Annotated in this window: 15 protein-coding genes; 8 read left to right on the top strand and 7 right to left on the bottom strand. The window is 52.3% G+C overall.

The window, feature by feature from the left end; translation table 11 throughout:
• The first annotated feature begins 17 nt into the window (after positions 1-17).
• Positions 18-830, top strand: coding sequence for a diadenylate cyclase CdaA (cdaA, locus tag DCC81_RS22215; protein WP_108688863.1), 813 nt, complete (start codon positions 18-20; stop codon positions 828-830).
• Between the two features lie 91 nt (positions 831-921).
• On the opposite strand, the gene DCC81_RS22210 is transcribed toward cdaA, so the two are convergent.
• On the bottom strand, positions 922-1,800 hold the full coding sequence (locus tag DCC81_RS22210; RefSeq protein ID WP_108688862.1) for an FKBP-type peptidyl-prolyl cis-trans isomerase: 879 nt from the start codon (positions 1,798-1,800) through the stop codon (positions 922-924).
• 46 nt (positions 1,801-1,846) lie between these two features.
• Positions 1,847-2,851, bottom strand: a complete 1,005-nt coding sequence (locus DCC81_RS22205) for a DHH family phosphoesterase (protein ID WP_108688861.1) — start codon at positions 2,849-2,851, stop codon at positions 1,847-1,849.
• Between the two features lie 199 nt (positions 2,852-3,050).
• Here DCC81_RS22205 and DCC81_RS22200 point away from each other — a divergent pair, with 199 nt between their 5' ends.
• Entirely contained in the window at positions 3,051-3,467 is a 417-nt protein-coding gene (locus DCC81_RS22200; protein ID WP_108688860.1) for a nucleoside-diphosphate kinase, read from the top strand.
• Between the two features lie 144 nt (positions 3,468-3,611).
• Here DCC81_RS22200 and DCC81_RS22195 read toward each other — a convergent pair whose 3' ends face one another.
• On the bottom strand, positions 3,612-7,061 hold the full coding sequence (locus tag DCC81_RS22195) for a pyruvate carboxylase (protein ID WP_205686408.1): 3,450 nt from the start codon (positions 7,059-7,061) through the stop codon (positions 3,612-3,614).
• 900 nt (positions 7,062-7,961) lie between these two features.
• Between DCC81_RS22195 and xerD the strand changes: the two genes are divergently transcribed.
• Positions 7,962-8,858 carry a site-specific tyrosine recombinase XerD gene (xerD, locus tag DCC81_RS22190; RefSeq protein WP_108688859.1) on the top strand — a complete coding sequence of 299 codons (897 nt, stop codon included), beginning with the start codon at positions 7,962-7,964 and terminating at the stop codon, positions 8,856-8,858.
• 213 nt (positions 8,859-9,071) lie between these two features.
• Here xerD and DCC81_RS22185 read toward each other — a convergent pair whose 3' ends face one another.
• Entirely contained in the window at positions 9,072-9,947 is an 876-nt protein-coding gene (locus DCC81_RS22185) for a hypothetical protein (protein ID WP_108688858.1), read from the bottom strand.
• Positions 9,948-9,982: 35 nt separating this feature from the next.
• On the opposite strand from DCC81_RS22185, the gene DCC81_RS22180 reads away from it, so the two are divergent.
• From DCC81_RS22180 to DCC81_RS22160, 5 genes are all read left to right on the top strand, one after another.
• Positions 9,983-10,192: a hypothetical protein gene (locus DCC81_RS22180; RefSeq protein WP_133177768.1), complete on the top strand. Its 210-nt coding sequence runs from the start codon at positions 9,983-9,985 to the stop codon at positions 10,190-10,192.
• A 117-nt stretch (positions 10,193-10,309) separates the two neighbouring features.
• Positions 10,310-10,711 (top strand): hypothetical protein, encoded by a 402-nt coding sequence (locus DCC81_RS22175; protein WP_108688856.1) that lies wholly within the window; start codon positions 10,310-10,312, stop codon positions 10,709-10,711.
• Positions 10,712-10,930: 219 nt separating this feature from the next.
• Positions 10,931-11,419, top strand: coding sequence for a hypothetical protein (locus DCC81_RS22170; RefSeq protein WP_133177767.1), 489 nt, complete (start codon positions 10,931-10,933; stop codon positions 11,417-11,419).
• A complete protein-coding gene (locus DCC81_RS22165) occupies positions 11,406-12,236 on the top strand; it encodes a sensor histidine kinase (protein WP_108688854.1) in 831 nt (276 codons plus the stop codon). Before DCC81_RS22170 ends, DCC81_RS22165 begins: the two co-directional genes overlap by 14 nt.
• Positions 12,215-12,874 carry a response regulator transcription factor gene (locus DCC81_RS22160; RefSeq protein WP_108688853.1) on the top strand — a complete coding sequence of 220 codons (660 nt, stop codon included), beginning with the start codon at positions 12,215-12,217 and terminating at the stop codon, positions 12,872-12,874. The genes DCC81_RS22165 and DCC81_RS22160 overlap by 22 nt, the downstream gene beginning before the upstream one ends.
• 67 nt (positions 12,875-12,941) lie before the next feature.
• Here the strand turns inward: DCC81_RS22160 and DCC81_RS22155 are convergent, their stop codons facing one another.
• From DCC81_RS22155 to DCC81_RS25985, 3 genes are read right to left on the bottom strand one after another with little or no spacing between them, the layout of a single operon-like run.
• Complete coding sequence (locus DCC81_RS22155; RefSeq protein ID WP_108688852.1) at positions 12,942-13,364, bottom strand: hypothetical protein; 423 nt, start codon at positions 13,362-13,364, stop codon at positions 12,942-12,944.
• A gap of 10 nt (positions 13,365-13,374) precedes the next feature.
• Positions 13,375-15,081, bottom strand: a complete 1,707-nt coding sequence (locus tag DCC81_RS22150) for a sodium:solute symporter (protein ID WP_108688851.1) — start codon at positions 15,079-15,081, stop codon at positions 13,375-13,377.
• Complete coding sequence (locus tag DCC81_RS25985) at positions 15,078-15,206, bottom strand: hypothetical protein (protein WP_262510177.1); 129 nt, start codon at positions 15,204-15,206, stop codon at positions 15,078-15,080. Before DCC81_RS25985 ends, DCC81_RS22150 begins: the two co-directional genes overlap by 4 nt.
• Positions 15,207-15,236: the final 30 nt, after the last annotated feature.

Genomic DNA, 15,236 nt, shown 5'->3' with positions numbered 1-15,236 from the left:
ATTGCTATTTTTACGATATGAAGGATGTGATTCACTTTTATGGAATGGATTTTCGCTGGTTGAATGTACTGGACCTGTTGCTGGTGGTATTTCTGGTGATACAATTATACCGGCTGCTGAAGGGCAGCCTGGCTTTTAATATTTTCCTGGGCCTGCTGGTGGTGTATGCCGTGTACTTCCTGGTCCGTTTCCTGGAAATGCCCATTCTCAGTAACATCCTGCAGAACTTTATCAACGTGGGCATCATTGCCATCATCATTATTTTCCAGCCGGAGATCCGCAAGTTCCTGCTGGTATTGGGCAAGAAAACACCGCTGAGCAAAGACAGTTTTCTCACCAAGTTATTCCTGCCGGACAAGTTTAAAAGCTACCGCGAGGAAGAACATGTCATCAACGAGATCGTCACCGCAGTCAGCCACCTGGCCAACCGGAATGTGGGCGCCCTCATTATCATTGCCACCACCTACCGCGTAAAGTTTGACAGTGCCGCCAGCATCACCATTGACAGCAATGTGAGCGCCCGCCTGATCGAATGTATCTTTGAAAAAGGCAGCCCTTTACATGATGGGGCCCTCATTGTAGTGGGGCACCGCATCCTGGCCGCCAAGGTGATCCTCCCCGTGTCTGATAACCCGGACCTGCCTACCCGCGTGGGCCTGCGCCACCGCTCCGCCGTGGGTATCACAGAGCACAGTGACAACCTGGCCATTGTGGTATCTGAAGAAAGGGGCACGATCTCTTATGCGGAGGATGGAACGTTGACAATGGATGTGTCGCCGGAAGACCTCAAGAGTAAGTTGTATACGCTGCTGGTAGACGGGTATGCGTGATCAGCCGCAGGCCCGCAGACATAAGAACACAAAAAACGCCGGACGATCACTCATCCGGCGTTTTTTTTTATCGCGATACGTTGTACGATCACTATTTCTTAACGGCTGGCGCTGCGGGCGGTGTAGCGGGGGCAGGTTTACCAGCTTTTACATCTACCAGCTGTACGGTGAATACCAGTACAGAGTTAGCAGGAATTGCGGGGGGGCTGCCCTGCAGGCCGTAAGCCAGGGTAGACGGGATCACCAGGGTGGCCTTGTCACCTTTTTTCAGGGTAGCCAGGCCAGCGTCCCAACCTTTGATCACGAAGCCCTGACCCAGGGGGAACTTGATGGGGTTGATGGGCATACCGGGACGCAGGGTAGAATCCAGGCTGGAATCAAACACCTTACCGTTCAGCAGTTTGCCAGTGTAGTGTACATACACGGTATCACCTGTTTTGGGCGCTTCGCCGGTACCGTGTTCAGTTACTGCTACGTATACACCTTCGGGCGTTTTGGTAGTCTGCAGCTTGTTGGTGCTGATGTAGTCCTGGATGGCTTTTTCATCAGCAGCACGCTGTGCGGACTGGCTGTAGAGGCCAGCCACGGCAAAGGTGATGTTAATCTTGTCACCTTTCTTACCAAAGGGAGGACGTTGAAACTCAGGCAATGAATCCCAGGGAATGGTGAAGCGTGCGCTATCGCCTACTTTCAGCAGGGCGATACCTTCCATGAGGTCGTATTTTTCGCCGGACTTCTGTACCAGTACGGGTACCGGTGCGCCGATGATCTTGCGGGAATCGGCCAGTACAGAGTCATTCAGACGTTGCGTGATATTCATCATCGCCGTGTCGCCGACCTTCAGCTGGGGGCCGTTGCCGGCTTTGAACACGGTATATTCGATACCGCCTGGTGTCTTTTTAACGCTTTTACCGCAGCTGGCCAGCATGAAACCGGCAGCAGCAGCGAGCAGCAGTGTGTTCTTTTTCATTTGATTGTATTAGTATTAACAGGTTTTAATGTAGGTTTTGTAAGCCCTAACGCAGTGCCTCTTCGTTTTCTTCCAATGCTTTAATGAAGCGTTCCACGGTCCGTTCCAGGGAATCGGTACTGCGGCCGCCGGCTGCGTTGAAGTGGCCTCCACCCTCAAAATATTTGCGGGCAAAGGTGTTCACATCAAAACCGCCTTTGGAGCGGAAAGACAGTTTCACTTCCTGGTGGCGGTCTATGATGAGGGCCGCCATTTTTATCCCCTGTATCTGCAGGGGAAAGTTTACCAACCCTTCTGTATCACCGGTCTGCAGGTCAAATTTCTTAAGATCTGTGTACGGGATGGCCATCATCACGGTATTGTATTCGTAGAAAACCTCCATGCGGTACAAGAGGCTGTGGCCCAGGAAGCGCAGGCGGTTTTCCAGGAAGTTATCATAAATGGCCTGGTGGATGAGTTCGTGCTTCAGGCCGCGGTCCATCAGGTCTGCTACCATGCGGTGTACGCGGCTGGTGGTGGAAGCGAAACGGAAAGAGCCCGTATCGGTCACCGTGCCGGCATACAGGCATTGGGCAATGGCGTCGTCAATATACTGCGCATCCCCGAGCTTTACAATGGTCTCGTAAATTAAAAGTGCGGTAGCGCTGGCTGTGGTATCGCTCACCCCGTAATCGAAGTTGGGCTGGGGCTCCAGGTGATGGTCCACCAGGATCTTCACGCAATGGAGCGCCTCCAGATAGGGCGCCAGGTTCTTGGTACGGGAAATAGTATTGAAGTCCAGGCAGAAAAGCAGGTCTACCTGTTCCAAAGCCGCCACGGCTTTATCCTGCATGGATTCAAAATCAATCACCTCTTCGCAACCAGGCATCCATTTCAGGAAATCCGGGAAATTTGTGGGCGAGATCACCGTTACCGTATGGCCCAGCTTACGCAAGTAATGATACATGGCCAGGGAAGAGCCCATTGCGTCTGCATCGGGCTTCTGGTGCATAGTAACGATCACTTTTTTGGGGGCTTCCAGTAAAGGTTTGATGTCCTCGATCGGCTTCATTCAGAACTGAAATATTGTTTATTTACTAGCTATGTAATCCCTCGCTTTTTAGGGCAAAGGAAGTGCGAAGTTCTTCATTAAAGCCAGTATTTCAAAATTTTTTATACCGTCCAAAAATGTGGTTACATTTGCGGCCTGAATAAATGGGCAGGTTGATAAATGGCCCCGGTTGATAGACAACACTTAACAATCCATAACAATGAGCAATAGAACATTTACCATGATTAAGCCGGATGCCGTGCAGAACGGCCATATCGGTGGTATTCTTGACATGATCTGCAAAGCTGGCTTCCGCATCGTAGCCATGAAGCAGACCCGCCTCTCCGCTGAAAAAGCAGGTGAATTTTACGCAGTGCACAAAGAACGCCCGTTCTATGGTGAACTGGTAGAATTTATGAGCAGCGGCCATATCGTAGCTGCCATCCTGGAAAAGGACAACGCCGTGGAAGACTTCCGCAAACTGATCGGCGCTACCAACCCTGCAAACGCCGAGGAAGGTACCATCCGCAAGAAATACGCAGAATCCATCGGCCGCAACGCTGTACACGGTTCTGATTCCAATGAGAACGCGCAGATCGAAGGCGACTTTTTCTTCAGCGGTCTCGAAAAATTCTAATCACAACGCTTCGCGTTCCATAAAAAGGCTGCATCCTGCCTAACCTCCGTAGTGCCCCGTTTTAACGGCGCGCATGCTACCGGGTTAGTGATGATGCAGCCTTTCCTTTTTGCCCATAGCCCGGGGATCCACCCTCGCAACGGGTTATGATGTCGTGGAAGCCCCTGCTTCATGCAGTTCCACCACCATATCGTCCTGCATTACCATGGCGCCTTCCGCCAGGTGGATGGCTTTGATCACGGCATTGCGTGTGGCCGTTACCGTTGTTTCCATTTTCATGGCCTCAATGATAAACAGGGGCATGCGCTCCATCACCTTATCGCCCGGGGCCACCAGCAGTTTGGAGAGCTTGCCCTGCAGCGGTGCCCCTATTTCGTGACCGGGATTGCCCACCTTCCGGTTCGATTTAACAATACTTTTCACTTTATGGTCCCTTACCTGTATGCGGCGCGCATAGCCGTTCAGTTCAAACTCCACCCAGCACATCCCGTGCTCATCGGCCGGCAGTACGTATTGCAGTTTTACCAGGATGGTTTTGCCTTTGCTGAGGGTGATGAGTATTTCCTCACCTTGTTTCAGGCCGTAGAAAAAGGCTGGCGTGGGAATGGACTCCACGTTGCCAAAGCGCTGGCGGTGATGATAGTATTCTTCAAACACCTTGGGAAACATGCGGTAGCTCAGGTAATCCAGCACATCGGTGTGCGGGAAACGTAGCTGGAAGCTGGCCATATCCTGGTCGAAATCCGCTACCACCGGAGCTTCCGGCATAGCCTTCTCCCCTTTCAGGACAATGCGTTGCAACTTTTCCGGGAAGCCTCCGTAAGGCTCGCCCAGCGCTCCCCGGAAAAAATCCACCACGGATGCGGGAAAGGCCAGGTTGCGGGTTTCATCCAGTACAGCCGCCGCGTCCAGGTTATTGGCGGTCATGAACAGGGCCATATCCCCTACTGTTTTACTGCTGGGTGTTACTTTGATGATGTCGCCAAAGAGCTGGTTCACCACCTGGTAGTTGTGTTTTATCAGCTCCAGTTTATCTCCCAGGCCCAGGGATTCTGCCTGCTGGCGCAGGTTGGAATATTGCCCGCCGGGAATTTCATTTTCATATACCTGGGCAGTACCGGCTTTCAGGTCGGATTCAAAGGGATAGTAGTATTCCCGCACATCCTCCCAGTAATTACTGTACGCGTTCAGGGAAGGCACATCCAGGTGCTGTGCCCGCGGATGCCCTTCCAGCGCGGCTGCCAGGGCATTGAAGTTGGGCTGGGAGGTAAGCCCGCTCAGGCTTGCAATGGCTACGTCCACCACGTTTACACCGGCGTCAATGGCGTTGAGGTACGTGGCGCCCTGCAGGGAAGACGTATCGTGCGTATGCAGCACCACGGGGAGTTGTACCGCTTCGCGCAATGCATGCACCAGGATGGGCGCTGCCGCGGGTTTGAGGAGGCCCGCCATGTCTTTGATGCAAAGCAGGTGGGCGCCGGCATCCTCCAGTCTTTTGGCCAGGTCTGTGTAGTACTGCAGGTTATACTTACTGCTGGTCCGCACATCGCCCGTGTAGGAAATAGCCGCCTGCGCCAGGGCTTCCGTACGCTCCCGCACAAAGCGGATGCTGGGCGCCATGGCCTTTGCATTGTTCAGTGAATCAAAGATGCGGAACACGTCAATGCCCTGCTCCCAGGCCTTTTCAATGAAGGTAGCAGTGAGGCTTTCCGGGTAGGCGCCGTACCCCACCGCGTTGGTGCCCCGGAAAAGCATTTGCAGCAACATATTGGGCATGGCCTTGCGCAGCTGGCGCAGGCGGGCCCACGGACATTCATGGAGGAAGCGCAAGGCTACATCAAACGTGGCGCCACCCCATACTTCCATGGAAAACAACTGCGGATGCTGGCGGGCAAAACCTTCCGCCACGGCCAGCATATCCCGGGTGCGCACGCGGGTGGCCAGTAAGCTCTGGTGGGCATCGCGGAACGTGGTATCTGTAAAATACACCGGCTGCTCATTGCGCAGCCATTGACTAAAACGTTCCCGCCCCATGGCCTTCAGCCGGTCCCGCTGGCCCGGGGGAAAAGGTTCCCGGGCATCAAATGGAGGAACGGCGGGCGTTCTGAAGCGGCGGTGTGGGCCGGCGTGTTTAATATCCGGGTGCCCGTTCACCGTTACATCCGCCAGGTACAGCAGGGCCTTGGTGCCCCGGTCCTGCGTAAGCCCCAGGTGGAAAAGCTCCGGGTGCTGGTCTATGAAACTCACGGTGCAGTTGCCTTTGCGGAAAATGTCATGGTTGATCACGTTCTCCAGGAAGCGCATATTGGTTTTTACCCCGCGGATGCGGAATTCCCGTAAGGTACGGTGCATGCGGCCGCAAGCCCCTCCCAGCGTGCGTCCCCAGGCAGTTACCTTTACCAGCAGGGAGTCAAAGAAGGGGGAAATCTTTACCCCGGAATACGTGCTGCCTTCATCCAGGCGGATGCCAAAACCACCGGCATTGCGGTAGGCGATCACGGTGCCATAGTCCGGCTTGAAGTGATTTTCCGGGTCTTCCGTGGTGATACGGCATTGAATGGCAAAACCATTCACCTGCACCGCCTCCTGGCTGCCCAGGAATATCTCGGGATCTGACAGCTGATGCCCCTGTGCAATGAGGATCTGGGACCGCACAAGGTCTATACCCGTTACCGCTTCCGTAACGGTATGCTCTACCTGGATGCGGGGATTCACTTCAATAAAATACACGCGGTGGTCTTCATCCACCAGGAACTCCACGGTGCCGGCGTTGTTGTACCCCACGGCCCTGGCCAGTTGCAGGGCATAGTGGTGGATCTCGTTGCGGGTATGCACCGGCAGGTTGGGCGAGGGTGCTATTTCCACTACCTTCTGGAAGCGGCGCTGCACGGAGCAATCGCGCTCATAAAGGTGTACAATATTACCATAGTTGTCGCCCAGCAGCTGCACTTCAATGTGTTTGGGATGGGCAATGAATTTTTCGAGGAACACCGTTCCATCGCCAAAAGCTTTTTCCGCTTCACTGCGGGCTTCCAGCCAGGCCGCTTCCAGCAGGGCGGGGGTATGCACCACGCGCATGCCCCGTCCGCCACCGCCGGCAGCCGCCTTGATAATAACGGGGAAGCCTATACGCGCTGCTTCCTGCAAAGCGGTGGCGGCCGTGAGCAATGGCAACTGGCTGTCTGCAATCATCGGAATACCGGCCTGGCGGGCCATGGCCTTAGCGGCTACCTTATCACCCAGCTGGGCCATTACTTCCGCCCGCGGGCCAATGAAAATGATCCCTTCTTCCTGGCAGCGGCGGGCAAACTGCACGTTCTCGCTGAGAAAGCCGTAGCCCGGGTGGATGGCATCTACCCCTTCCGCTTTGGCCAGGTACAGGATGGCTTCAATGTCCAGGTAAGGCTTCAGGGGCGCATCATCAGGGCCCACCTGGTAAGCCTCATCTGCCTTGAAACGGTGCAGGGAGTAGCGGTCTTCGTACGTAAAGATGGCAACAGTGCGGATACGTAATTCCGCCGCGGCGCGCAGCACGCGCACGGCAATTTCACCACGGTTGGCAACAAGTAGTTTCTGAATTTTCCTGAGCGACATAACGATTGGTTTGGTGGAATGATTGTTTTGGTGGAATGATAGTTCTGGAATGATTGGTTTGGTGGAATGCTTGATTTGATGAAACGATTGATTTGATGGAATGATTGGTTTGGTGGAATGATAGTTTTGATGAAATGATTGGTTGGGTGGAATAATAGTTTTGATGAAATGATTGGTTGGGTGGAATAATAGTTTTGGAATAATAGTTTTGGAATGATTGATTTGATGGAATGATTGGTTTGGTGGAATGATTGGTTTGGTGGAATGATTGGTTTGATGAAACGATTGATTTGACGAAACGATTGGTTTGGTGGAATAATAGTCCTGGAATGATTGTTTTGGTGAAACGATTGCTTCGGAAGGATTGATTTGGTGAAATGATTGTTTTGGTGGAATAATAGTTCTGGAATGATTGGTTTGATGAAACGAGTGTTTTGATGGAATAATAGTTCTGAAATGATTGTTTTGGTGAAACGATAGATGAAACGAGTGTTTTGGTGAAATGATTGTTTTGGTGGAATAATAGTCCTGGAATGATTGTTTTGGTGAAACGATTGATGAAGTTGGTATAATTGACGAAGTTGGAACAAGGAAAAGCGGACCTGCCTCGGAGCAAACCGGCAAAATAATGCAAGCCCGCCGGGTGGCCAAATAGCAATCGAATGCAGAAGGAAAAATTATTCCAGTGCCCAGGTGCAGTTCCAGGTTCAACGCGATCCTATCAACCTACCCTTTCAACCGCGGCCCCTCCAACCTAAGACTTAAGGCATAAGACTTAAGACCTAAGACCTAAAACTTAAGACCTAAGACTTAAGACTTAAGACCTAAGACCTAAGACTTAAGACCTAAGACCTAAGACTTAAGACCTAAGACTTAAGACAATTTTATACCTTTAGCCCCATGTGGCCATCCTACCTGAAAAGCTTCAAAGCCTATCTGCAACTGGAACGCTCGCTGAGTGAGCATTCTGTGGCCGCGTACCTGCATGACGTGGAGTTGCTGGTGCAGTACCTGGAAAGCATGGGGCGGGCGCTCTCCCCGCAGGAAGTAACGCTGACGGTGCTGCAGGAATGTATTCACTGGATAGCCGGCCTGGGCATGACGGCTACTTCGCAGGCCCGCATTATCTCAGGCATCAAGGCGTTTTACAAATTTTTATTGCTGGAAAACGTTATCCAGGAAGACCCCACACAACTGCTGGAGGCTCCCAAGACCCGGCGCAAATTGCCGGATGTGCTCACATTTGAAGAAATAGAACAGATCATTGCACAGATAGACCTGAGCACCCCGGAAGGGCATCGCAACAAGGCGATCCTGGAGATCATGTATAGCTGCGGGCTGCGCGTGAGCGAAGTAGTGGGGCTTAAAATATCACAGCTGCATTTTAACGATGGGTTTATCCGCGTGATCGGCAAGGGGGATAAGGAAAGGCTGGTCCCCATTGGCCGCCAGGCCATCCAGTATGTAAATATGTACCGGGAAACCGACCGGCGCCAGCTGGATATTAAGAAAGGCCAGGAAGACATTCTCTTCCTGAACCGCCGTGGCAACGGCCTTACCCGGGTAATGATCTTCCTGGTGATCAAAAAACTGGTAGAGCAGGCGGGCATAAAAAAACAGGTATCTCCCCACACCTTCCGCCACTCCTTTGCCACCCACCTGGTGGAAGGCGGCGCCAACCTGCGGGCCGTGCAGGAAATGCTGGGCCACGAAAGCATCACCACCACCGAGATCTATACCCACCTGGACCGGGAGTACCTCCGGGATACACTGGCGCGGTATCATCCAAGGTTTTAGATTGTTAGCCGGCAGCAGTGCAGGTTCAAAATAAGGGGCTGTCTCAAACTTCGAGACAGCCCTTTTTTATTTCAGGTACCTGATGGAGAAAATTTTCATACAGGCGATTCTCAGAGCCTTCATTTTACTTATGAGATTTCCCCATTGAATGACGCTAACATATCATGCACATCAGTTAAAAGATCTGATATAAGGATAAAATGTTACCGCCATTTAGCTAACCATCACGCCCCCTGCCCCCCGGCGTAGCCGGGCTATCTGTACCAGCTGGCGCCAGCCGGAAAGGGGGATCATGCTTTTGAGGATGGGAGAAGGCTTGATGAAGATGTCCTGTTTACTGCAGGCGGGCACCCCCAGGCGGTCATCGCGCAGGCCTTCGCTGCGGTCTTCCGACCACAGGAGGAAACCTTCTATAGTGAGCACTTTAAAGAATACATCGGGGCCGGTGCGGATCTGGCCATTGCGCACCAGCAGGAGATGGCGGTGTGGAGGCTCAAAGGCAAACCGGATACGGAAACGGCCCTGCTCATTGGCAAAGGCTTCGCCCAGTTTTTTACCGTTGCGGGCATTAAAGGCCTGCACCAGTACCCGGCCGATGGGGCTGTGATTACGGTAATGGCGCAGTACGCCGGTGATGGCCCAGGATTGCAGCCGGTGACGGATGCTGGTCCAGCACTCAGAAGGAATGATGTAGGCAAAGGCAGCGATGTAACGCTCTTTGCTGCGGCGCCAGTGAGGTACAAACACACCCAGGTTAAAGTGCAGGGATACGGACAGGCCCTTGCGGCTACCGGCAACGTTTTCTATGCAGATATCAATTTCCAGTGGCTCGGTGAAAAGATGCATCTCCTGCCAGGAAAGGCGGAAGTTGCCTTCCACATCCAGCTTCACGGATGCCAGGAGGCGGTCTGCCTTGGCTGCTACCTGGGCTTCCGGGAGCGCCTGGGGCTCGCGGAAAACGCCGTTGCGTGCGGGCAGTTGTGCTGTGTGTATAGGTGGCAGGTATACTTTCAGGGTGGCATGCGCCAGGGGCTCAATGCCGTCATCGCAGATGAGGGCGGATACATTGCCGATTAGCTGGTAACTCATGGTTCAATTTTTTGGGGCGGGCGTAATTGATAACAGTGAAACAAGCAGGAACAGACAAGAAGAAAAGCTGTTGTGATAATGGTGTGCCGGTCAGAAAGAAATGCGTCCTGCCTTACAAAGATGCAAAAGATAAGATTGCGAAGCAAGCGTTGGGGCACCTGAAAACAGGAATGCGTATTTATACGTATTCTGCCTGGGAAAGTACGGAATTGCCCTTGACAGCGCAGCGCTTAACAAAACGATAACCCTGCACCAGCGCGGCTTTTCGGCAGCTTGGCGCCAAACCAATGCCCTCCGGGTGCAGGATGATGCTTTTTAAAGTTGATTTTTATGATATTTTTACCCCATTAAAACTAATCCCTATGAGCGAAAAATCCTCTAACAATCCGTTCACGCCCGATGCTGGTACCTTTATTTCCCATAAGGATGCGCATGAACTGGTTAAAAATTACATGGACCAGAATGCGAACCAGAAGCACACGGTGACACGGGCCATTTTTTATGGTGCAGACAAAGTGAGAGCGTTGCTGGACACGCCAGGCGCTGTAGGTATCCGTGTATATTACGGCCTGCATCCCAACCCGGGCATTGGCCAGCCCTATTCCAAGAAGATGGTGCTGGTAGCGGTTGACAAAGATGGCTACGACATCCCGGGCAACCCGTCCAAAGCCCCGGACCCGAACGCCTCCCTTGCAAAGGGCCCTGACAAAGGTGGTTACCTGGACGACGGCGTTCCCTGCCCGGACCAGTGCCCCGGTCAGTAATTACGCCGAATTCATCCCTGATTTTAATCTGGTTTCTTAGTGTACAATTTCAGCATCATTTTCTATATAATGTTGGGGATCGAATGCTTGCTGCTGGTCCCCTTCATTATAAAGCTCCCCCAGCTTAGCGACAGCGGCAAGTGGATGCTTTCGTATATTCTTTGCAGCGTCATATTCGCAAGCGGATCGGCCTTGGTGGGTCAGTTGTTTGGAAACAACATGATCTTCTTTTCCATTATGTACATGCTGCAGTTCATTATACTGTCTATGTACTACATGGCCGTCATAAAAAACCGGGTCACCAGACTCGTTATCCTGCTGACCATCATTCCTGTATTCATCATCTTCCTGCTGGACCTGTACCGCTGGGAAGGGTTTTCCGTGTACAACTCCTATTTCGCATCCGCGAGGAATATCATCCTGATCGTTTACGCCATCCTCTTTTTCCTGCAGTTACTCGGCGACGAACAATTGATCAAACATTCCGTTTTTATCAATACCCTGCCGGATTTCTGGTTCAATGCCGGCCTTTTCATTTACCTCTGCAGCACCGTGATGAGAAACCTCTCCTACAACTATTTCTCCTCCCACCCCGGCGCCGCCACCAACTACATCCTGTCCCTGTCGTTCGTAGCAGGCATCATCCAATTAATCCTTATTTTTATCGGGTTGATGAAAGTAAAAAAATCCAAGCATGGGTATCGTTGAGATCATTGTGATCGGCACTGCGGTGATGCTTTTATTTGGCGTGCTGGTGGTGATCCTGGTGATTGCCCAGCAAAAACAGGTGATCCAGCACAAGCTGACCCTGCGCGACAAAGACCTGCAACTGCAACAGGAAAGGCTGGCAGCCATCCTGCAGGGGCAGGAAGATGAAAGACGCCGCATTGCAGAAGACCTGCACGATGAAGTGGGCGCCCAGCTCAGCGTACTTAAACTGAACCTCAGCGCCCTCCAGCAACAATTCAAGAATGGCAACTGTGAGGCAGAACGCCTCAAAGAAACCCGCGACTTTACCGATACCATTATACAGGAACTCCGTTTTATCAGCCAGCGCCTGCACCCCCAGGCGCTGGACAACCTGGGCCTGGCCAACGCACTGGACTCGTTTTGCAGCCTGATGAACAAGAACCGGCAAACGAGTATTCGGTTCCAGCGCGCTGACGATACCGCCCCGGTGGACCGCACGGCGGCCCTCAATATTTACCGCATTGTGCAGGAGCTGATCAGCAACATCCTCAAGCATGCAGGGGCTTCCCAGGTAGTGATCCGCTACCAGACCACGCCCGCCCAACTGCTGGTGGAGGTGGAAGATGATGGAAACGGCCTGCTGGTGGGCGACCTGGAAGCTAAAAAACAGCAACATGGCAGCCTGGGATTAAAAAATATTGAAAGCCGTTTGACAATTATCGGGGGAAACATCAACTTTGCAGCAGGAAAGACCGGGGGAACCATCGCAAGCATCAGTGTATCAGACTACAGCCCCCGTGTAAATACGCCGATATGGACCGATCCATTAAAGTAGCTATCGCCGACGACCATAAGATCTTCCGCAGTGGCGTGATCAACACGCTCATCCCCTATGACAACATCAACGTGGTGTTTGAAGCGGACGACGGAGAGCACCTGCTGGAGATCATGCGCCAGCAGCAGCCAGACGTTATTCTCATGGACCTGAAAATGCCCCGTATGGACGGCATCCAGGCCACTGTAAAAGTCAAAGAAAAGTATCCCGATGTAAAGATCATCATCCTCACCATGTACGAGGATGATAACTTCATTGTACACATGGTGGAGAACGGGGCCAATGCCTACCTGCTCAAAAACGCGGAGCCGGACGAGATCTATGAAGCCATCTGTACTACCTACGAGAAAGGATTTTATTTCAATGAAAATGTGAACCTGGCGCTTCTCAAAAAGGTGCTCCATAAGAATAAACAACACTTCAAACCCACGCTGAAGAACGATGTACAGCTGAATGAGCGGGAGTTGGAAGTGCTGAAACTGATCTGCGCGGAACTAACCACGCAGGAGATCTCTGAGCAGATCTTTTTATCACCGAGAACAGTGGAAGGCATCCGGCAGAAGTTGTTGGAGAAGCTGAACGTGAAGAATTCCGTGGGGCTGGTGTTATATGCGTTCAGGAATGGGATGATTGAGTAAATATCTTCCATCGTATAAAAGAAAATCCCCGGCCTTGTGAGCCGGGGATTTTTAGTTCGGAACAATATTATGTGTGGTTACTAAAATACTCCCGTATTCCCTTTTCAACATCAGCAGCGTTCCTACTGGCTATCGCAAACCGGTACTTTCTACCATCTTTCAGGCGTAAACTCAAAAGATGCTGCGCAGTACCAGATCTTGTAGGCATGGCCCACCCCTCTTCAATACAGCGGAATTGGTCTATAGGTATTCTCCGCTTTTTAAAGTACAGATTACTGATCACAAAATCGTTCCCGTCTATCACGATGTCGAAAAAAGTGACCTGCCAAAGATTTCTTGCAGCTAAAATCACAATAGCCAAGGCCAGTGGCCATGACAGCCCGCGATCTCCAATACTCAACACCACCCAGGTAAAGAAGAATACACATAGCGCTAATAACACGTTATTGGTGACCTGCCAAAAAGAATTGTTGTTGTCGATAATATACATTGAAATAGCATTACACCGCTGCCGTACCTTTCCTGCGCCGCATCACCGCCTGCAACACCGTCCCCAGCCCCACTACCAATCCACACCCAATCACATTCAACCACAAAAAAGACACGATCTCCAGCTTAAAAATAGTGATCACCAGCACTTCCGCCACCACAGCGGCCCAGAAGGTAGCACTCCCTCCTATCCATTTGCAATAAAAGGCCACCAGGAAGATCCCCAGCATCACCCCGTAAAACAAAGACCCCAACACATTCACCGCCTCGATCAGGCTGCCCAGGCTGGTAGCAAATTGCGCCACCACCACGCAGAAAATGCCCCATCCCAGCGTACACCATTGAGACACCAGCAAAAAATGCCGGTCGGAATAATCCTGCTTGCACAGCATGCGTTTGTAAATATCCACTACCGTAGTAGATGCCAGTGAATTGAGCGCCGCCGCAATGCTGCTCCATGCGGCCAGGAAGATCACTGCCACCAGCAAGCCTACCAGGCCCCTGGGCAGGTTCTTCACCACGAAATACAGGAAGATGTAATTGGTATCGTTCGTATCGGCCTGCGGGTCTGCGGCCTGCATGAGCGCCGTGGCCTTGGCCCGTAGTGCCTGTGCTTCCGCATCGCTGGTGCGCAGGGCCCGGGTAGCGGTATTGATCTCCGCGCTATGGCCCGCTGCCAGCGCGGCGGAAAGGGTCTTTACTTCCCCCTGTTTACGGGTGGTCACGACTTCATACTGCTGCTCCACCTGGGCCAGCGCTTTCCCCTGCGGGCCGCTGCGGGCGTGGGCCAGCTGGCTTTCATTGAACGACAAAGGCGCCCGGAAATACAGGTAAAACACGAACACCACAGCCCCGATCAACAGGATAAAGAACTGCATGGGCACTTTCACAAAACCATTCATCAGCAGGCCTATGCGGCTTTCTCTCACAGACCGCGCCGTGAGGTAGCGCCCTACCTGCGACTGGTCCGTGCCGAAATAGGATAAGGCCAGGAAAAACCCACCTATCAACCCGCTCCAGATATTGTATTTGTCTTTCCAATCAAAATGCGTGGTCACTACATTCAGCTTGCCCATCTTGCCTGCCACGCGCAAGGCATCTTTAAACCCAATACCCTCCGGTAGCAAATGCACCACCATCCAGCCAGCGAGGAACATGCCGGCAAAAATAATGATGAGCTGTGCCGTTTGCGTGTAAGATACCGCGCGGGTGCCGCCGCTCACGGTGTAGATGATGAGCAGGCCGCCCATGATCAGGTTCGTATAATAAATATTCCAGCCCAGGAGCGCAGATAAAATAATGGAAGGCGCACAAATGCTGATGCCCGTAGAAAGCCCCCGCTGCAGCAAGAAGAGCACAGAAGTAAGCGTGCGCGTTTTCAGGTCAAAGCGCTGCTCCAGGAATTCGTATGCGGTGTAAATATTCAGCTTGTTAAAGATGGGTACAAACGTGATGCAAAGCACTACCATGGCCAGCGGCAGCCCAAAGTAATACTGCACAAAACGCATCCCGTCTGTATAGGCCTGGCCCGGTGCGGAGAGGAAGGTGACCGCGCTGGCCTGGGTGCCAATAATGCTGAGCAGCACAATATACCAGGGCATGCCTTTGTCTGCCAGGAAATAGCTATCCATGTTCCGCTGCCCGCGGCTTTTGTAAACACCGTACGCAATGATCACCGACAGCGTAACGCCCAGTACCAGCCAATCTAAACCACTCATGAAAATGCTTTGGTGAATGCGTGAAACAATAGGATCATCACCGCCAGGCTCAGTACCAGCAGCACGTACCAATAAGACCAGCGCGGGAATACGGGTGGTCGCTCTCCGGGTGGCATGTCGGGCATGGAATTACAGGTTAGGTTCAGTTTTTTGCT

Source organism: Chitinophaga parva, from assembly GCF_003071345.1.
In the GTDB taxonomy this organism is placed as follows: domain Bacteria; phylum Bacteroidota; class Bacteroidia; order Chitinophagales; family Chitinophagaceae; genus Chitinophaga; species Chitinophaga parva.
Note: the sequence above shows the minus strand (reverse complement) of the source record. Positions and strands in the feature narration are given on the sequence as shown.

Bases quoted from the DNA above. Each gene is read 5' to 3' on its own strand.
- cdaA (WP_108688863.1), top strand. From the start codon at position 18: ATGAAGGATGTGATTCACTTTTATGGAATGGATTTTCGCTGGTTGAAT.
- DCC81_RS22210 (WP_108688862.1), bottom strand. From the start codon at position 1,800: ATGAAAAAGAACACACTGCTGCTCGCTGCTGCTGCCGGTTTCATGCTG.
- DCC81_RS22205 (WP_108688861.1), bottom strand. From the start codon at position 2,851: ATGAAGCCGATCGAGGACATCAAACCTTTACTGGAAGCCCCCAAAAAA.
- DCC81_RS22200 (WP_108688860.1), top strand. From the start codon at position 3,051: ATGAGCAATAGAACATTTACCATGATTAAGCCGGATGCCGTGCAGAAC.
- DCC81_RS22195 (WP_205686408.1), bottom strand. From the start codon at position 7,061: ATGTCGCTCAGGAAAATTCAGAAACTACTTGTTGCCAACCGTGGTGAA.
- xerD (WP_108688859.1), top strand. From the start codon at position 7,962: ATGTGGCCATCCTACCTGAAAAGCTTCAAAGCCTATCTGCAACTGGAA.
- DCC81_RS22185 (WP_108688858.1), bottom strand. From the start codon at position 9,947: ATGAGTTACCAGCTAATCGGCAATGTATCCGCCCTCATCTGCGATGAC.
- DCC81_RS22175 (WP_108688856.1), top strand. From the start codon at position 10,310: ATGAGCGAAAAATCCTCTAACAATCCGTTCACGCCCGATGCTGGTACC.
- DCC81_RS22170 (WP_133177767.1), top strand. From the start codon at position 10,931: ATGATCTTCTTTTCCATTATGTACATGCTGCAGTTCATTATACTGTCT.
- DCC81_RS22165 (WP_108688854.1), top strand. From the start codon at position 11,406: ATGGGTATCGTTGAGATCATTGTGATCGGCACTGCGGTGATGCTTTTA.
- DCC81_RS22160 (WP_108688853.1), top strand. From the start codon at position 12,215: ATGGACCGATCCATTAAAGTAGCTATCGCCGACGACCATAAGATCTTC.
- DCC81_RS22155 (WP_108688852.1), bottom strand. From the start codon at position 13,364: ATGTATATTATCGACAACAACAATTCTTTTTGGCAGGTCACCAATAAC.
- DCC81_RS22150 (WP_108688851.1), bottom strand. From the start codon at position 15,081: ATGAGTGGTTTAGATTGGCTGGTACTGGGCGTTACGCTGTCGGTGATC.
- DCC81_RS25985 (WP_262510177.1), bottom strand. From the start codon at position 15,206: ATGCCCGACATGCCACCCGGAGAGCGACCACCCGTATTCCCGCGCTGG.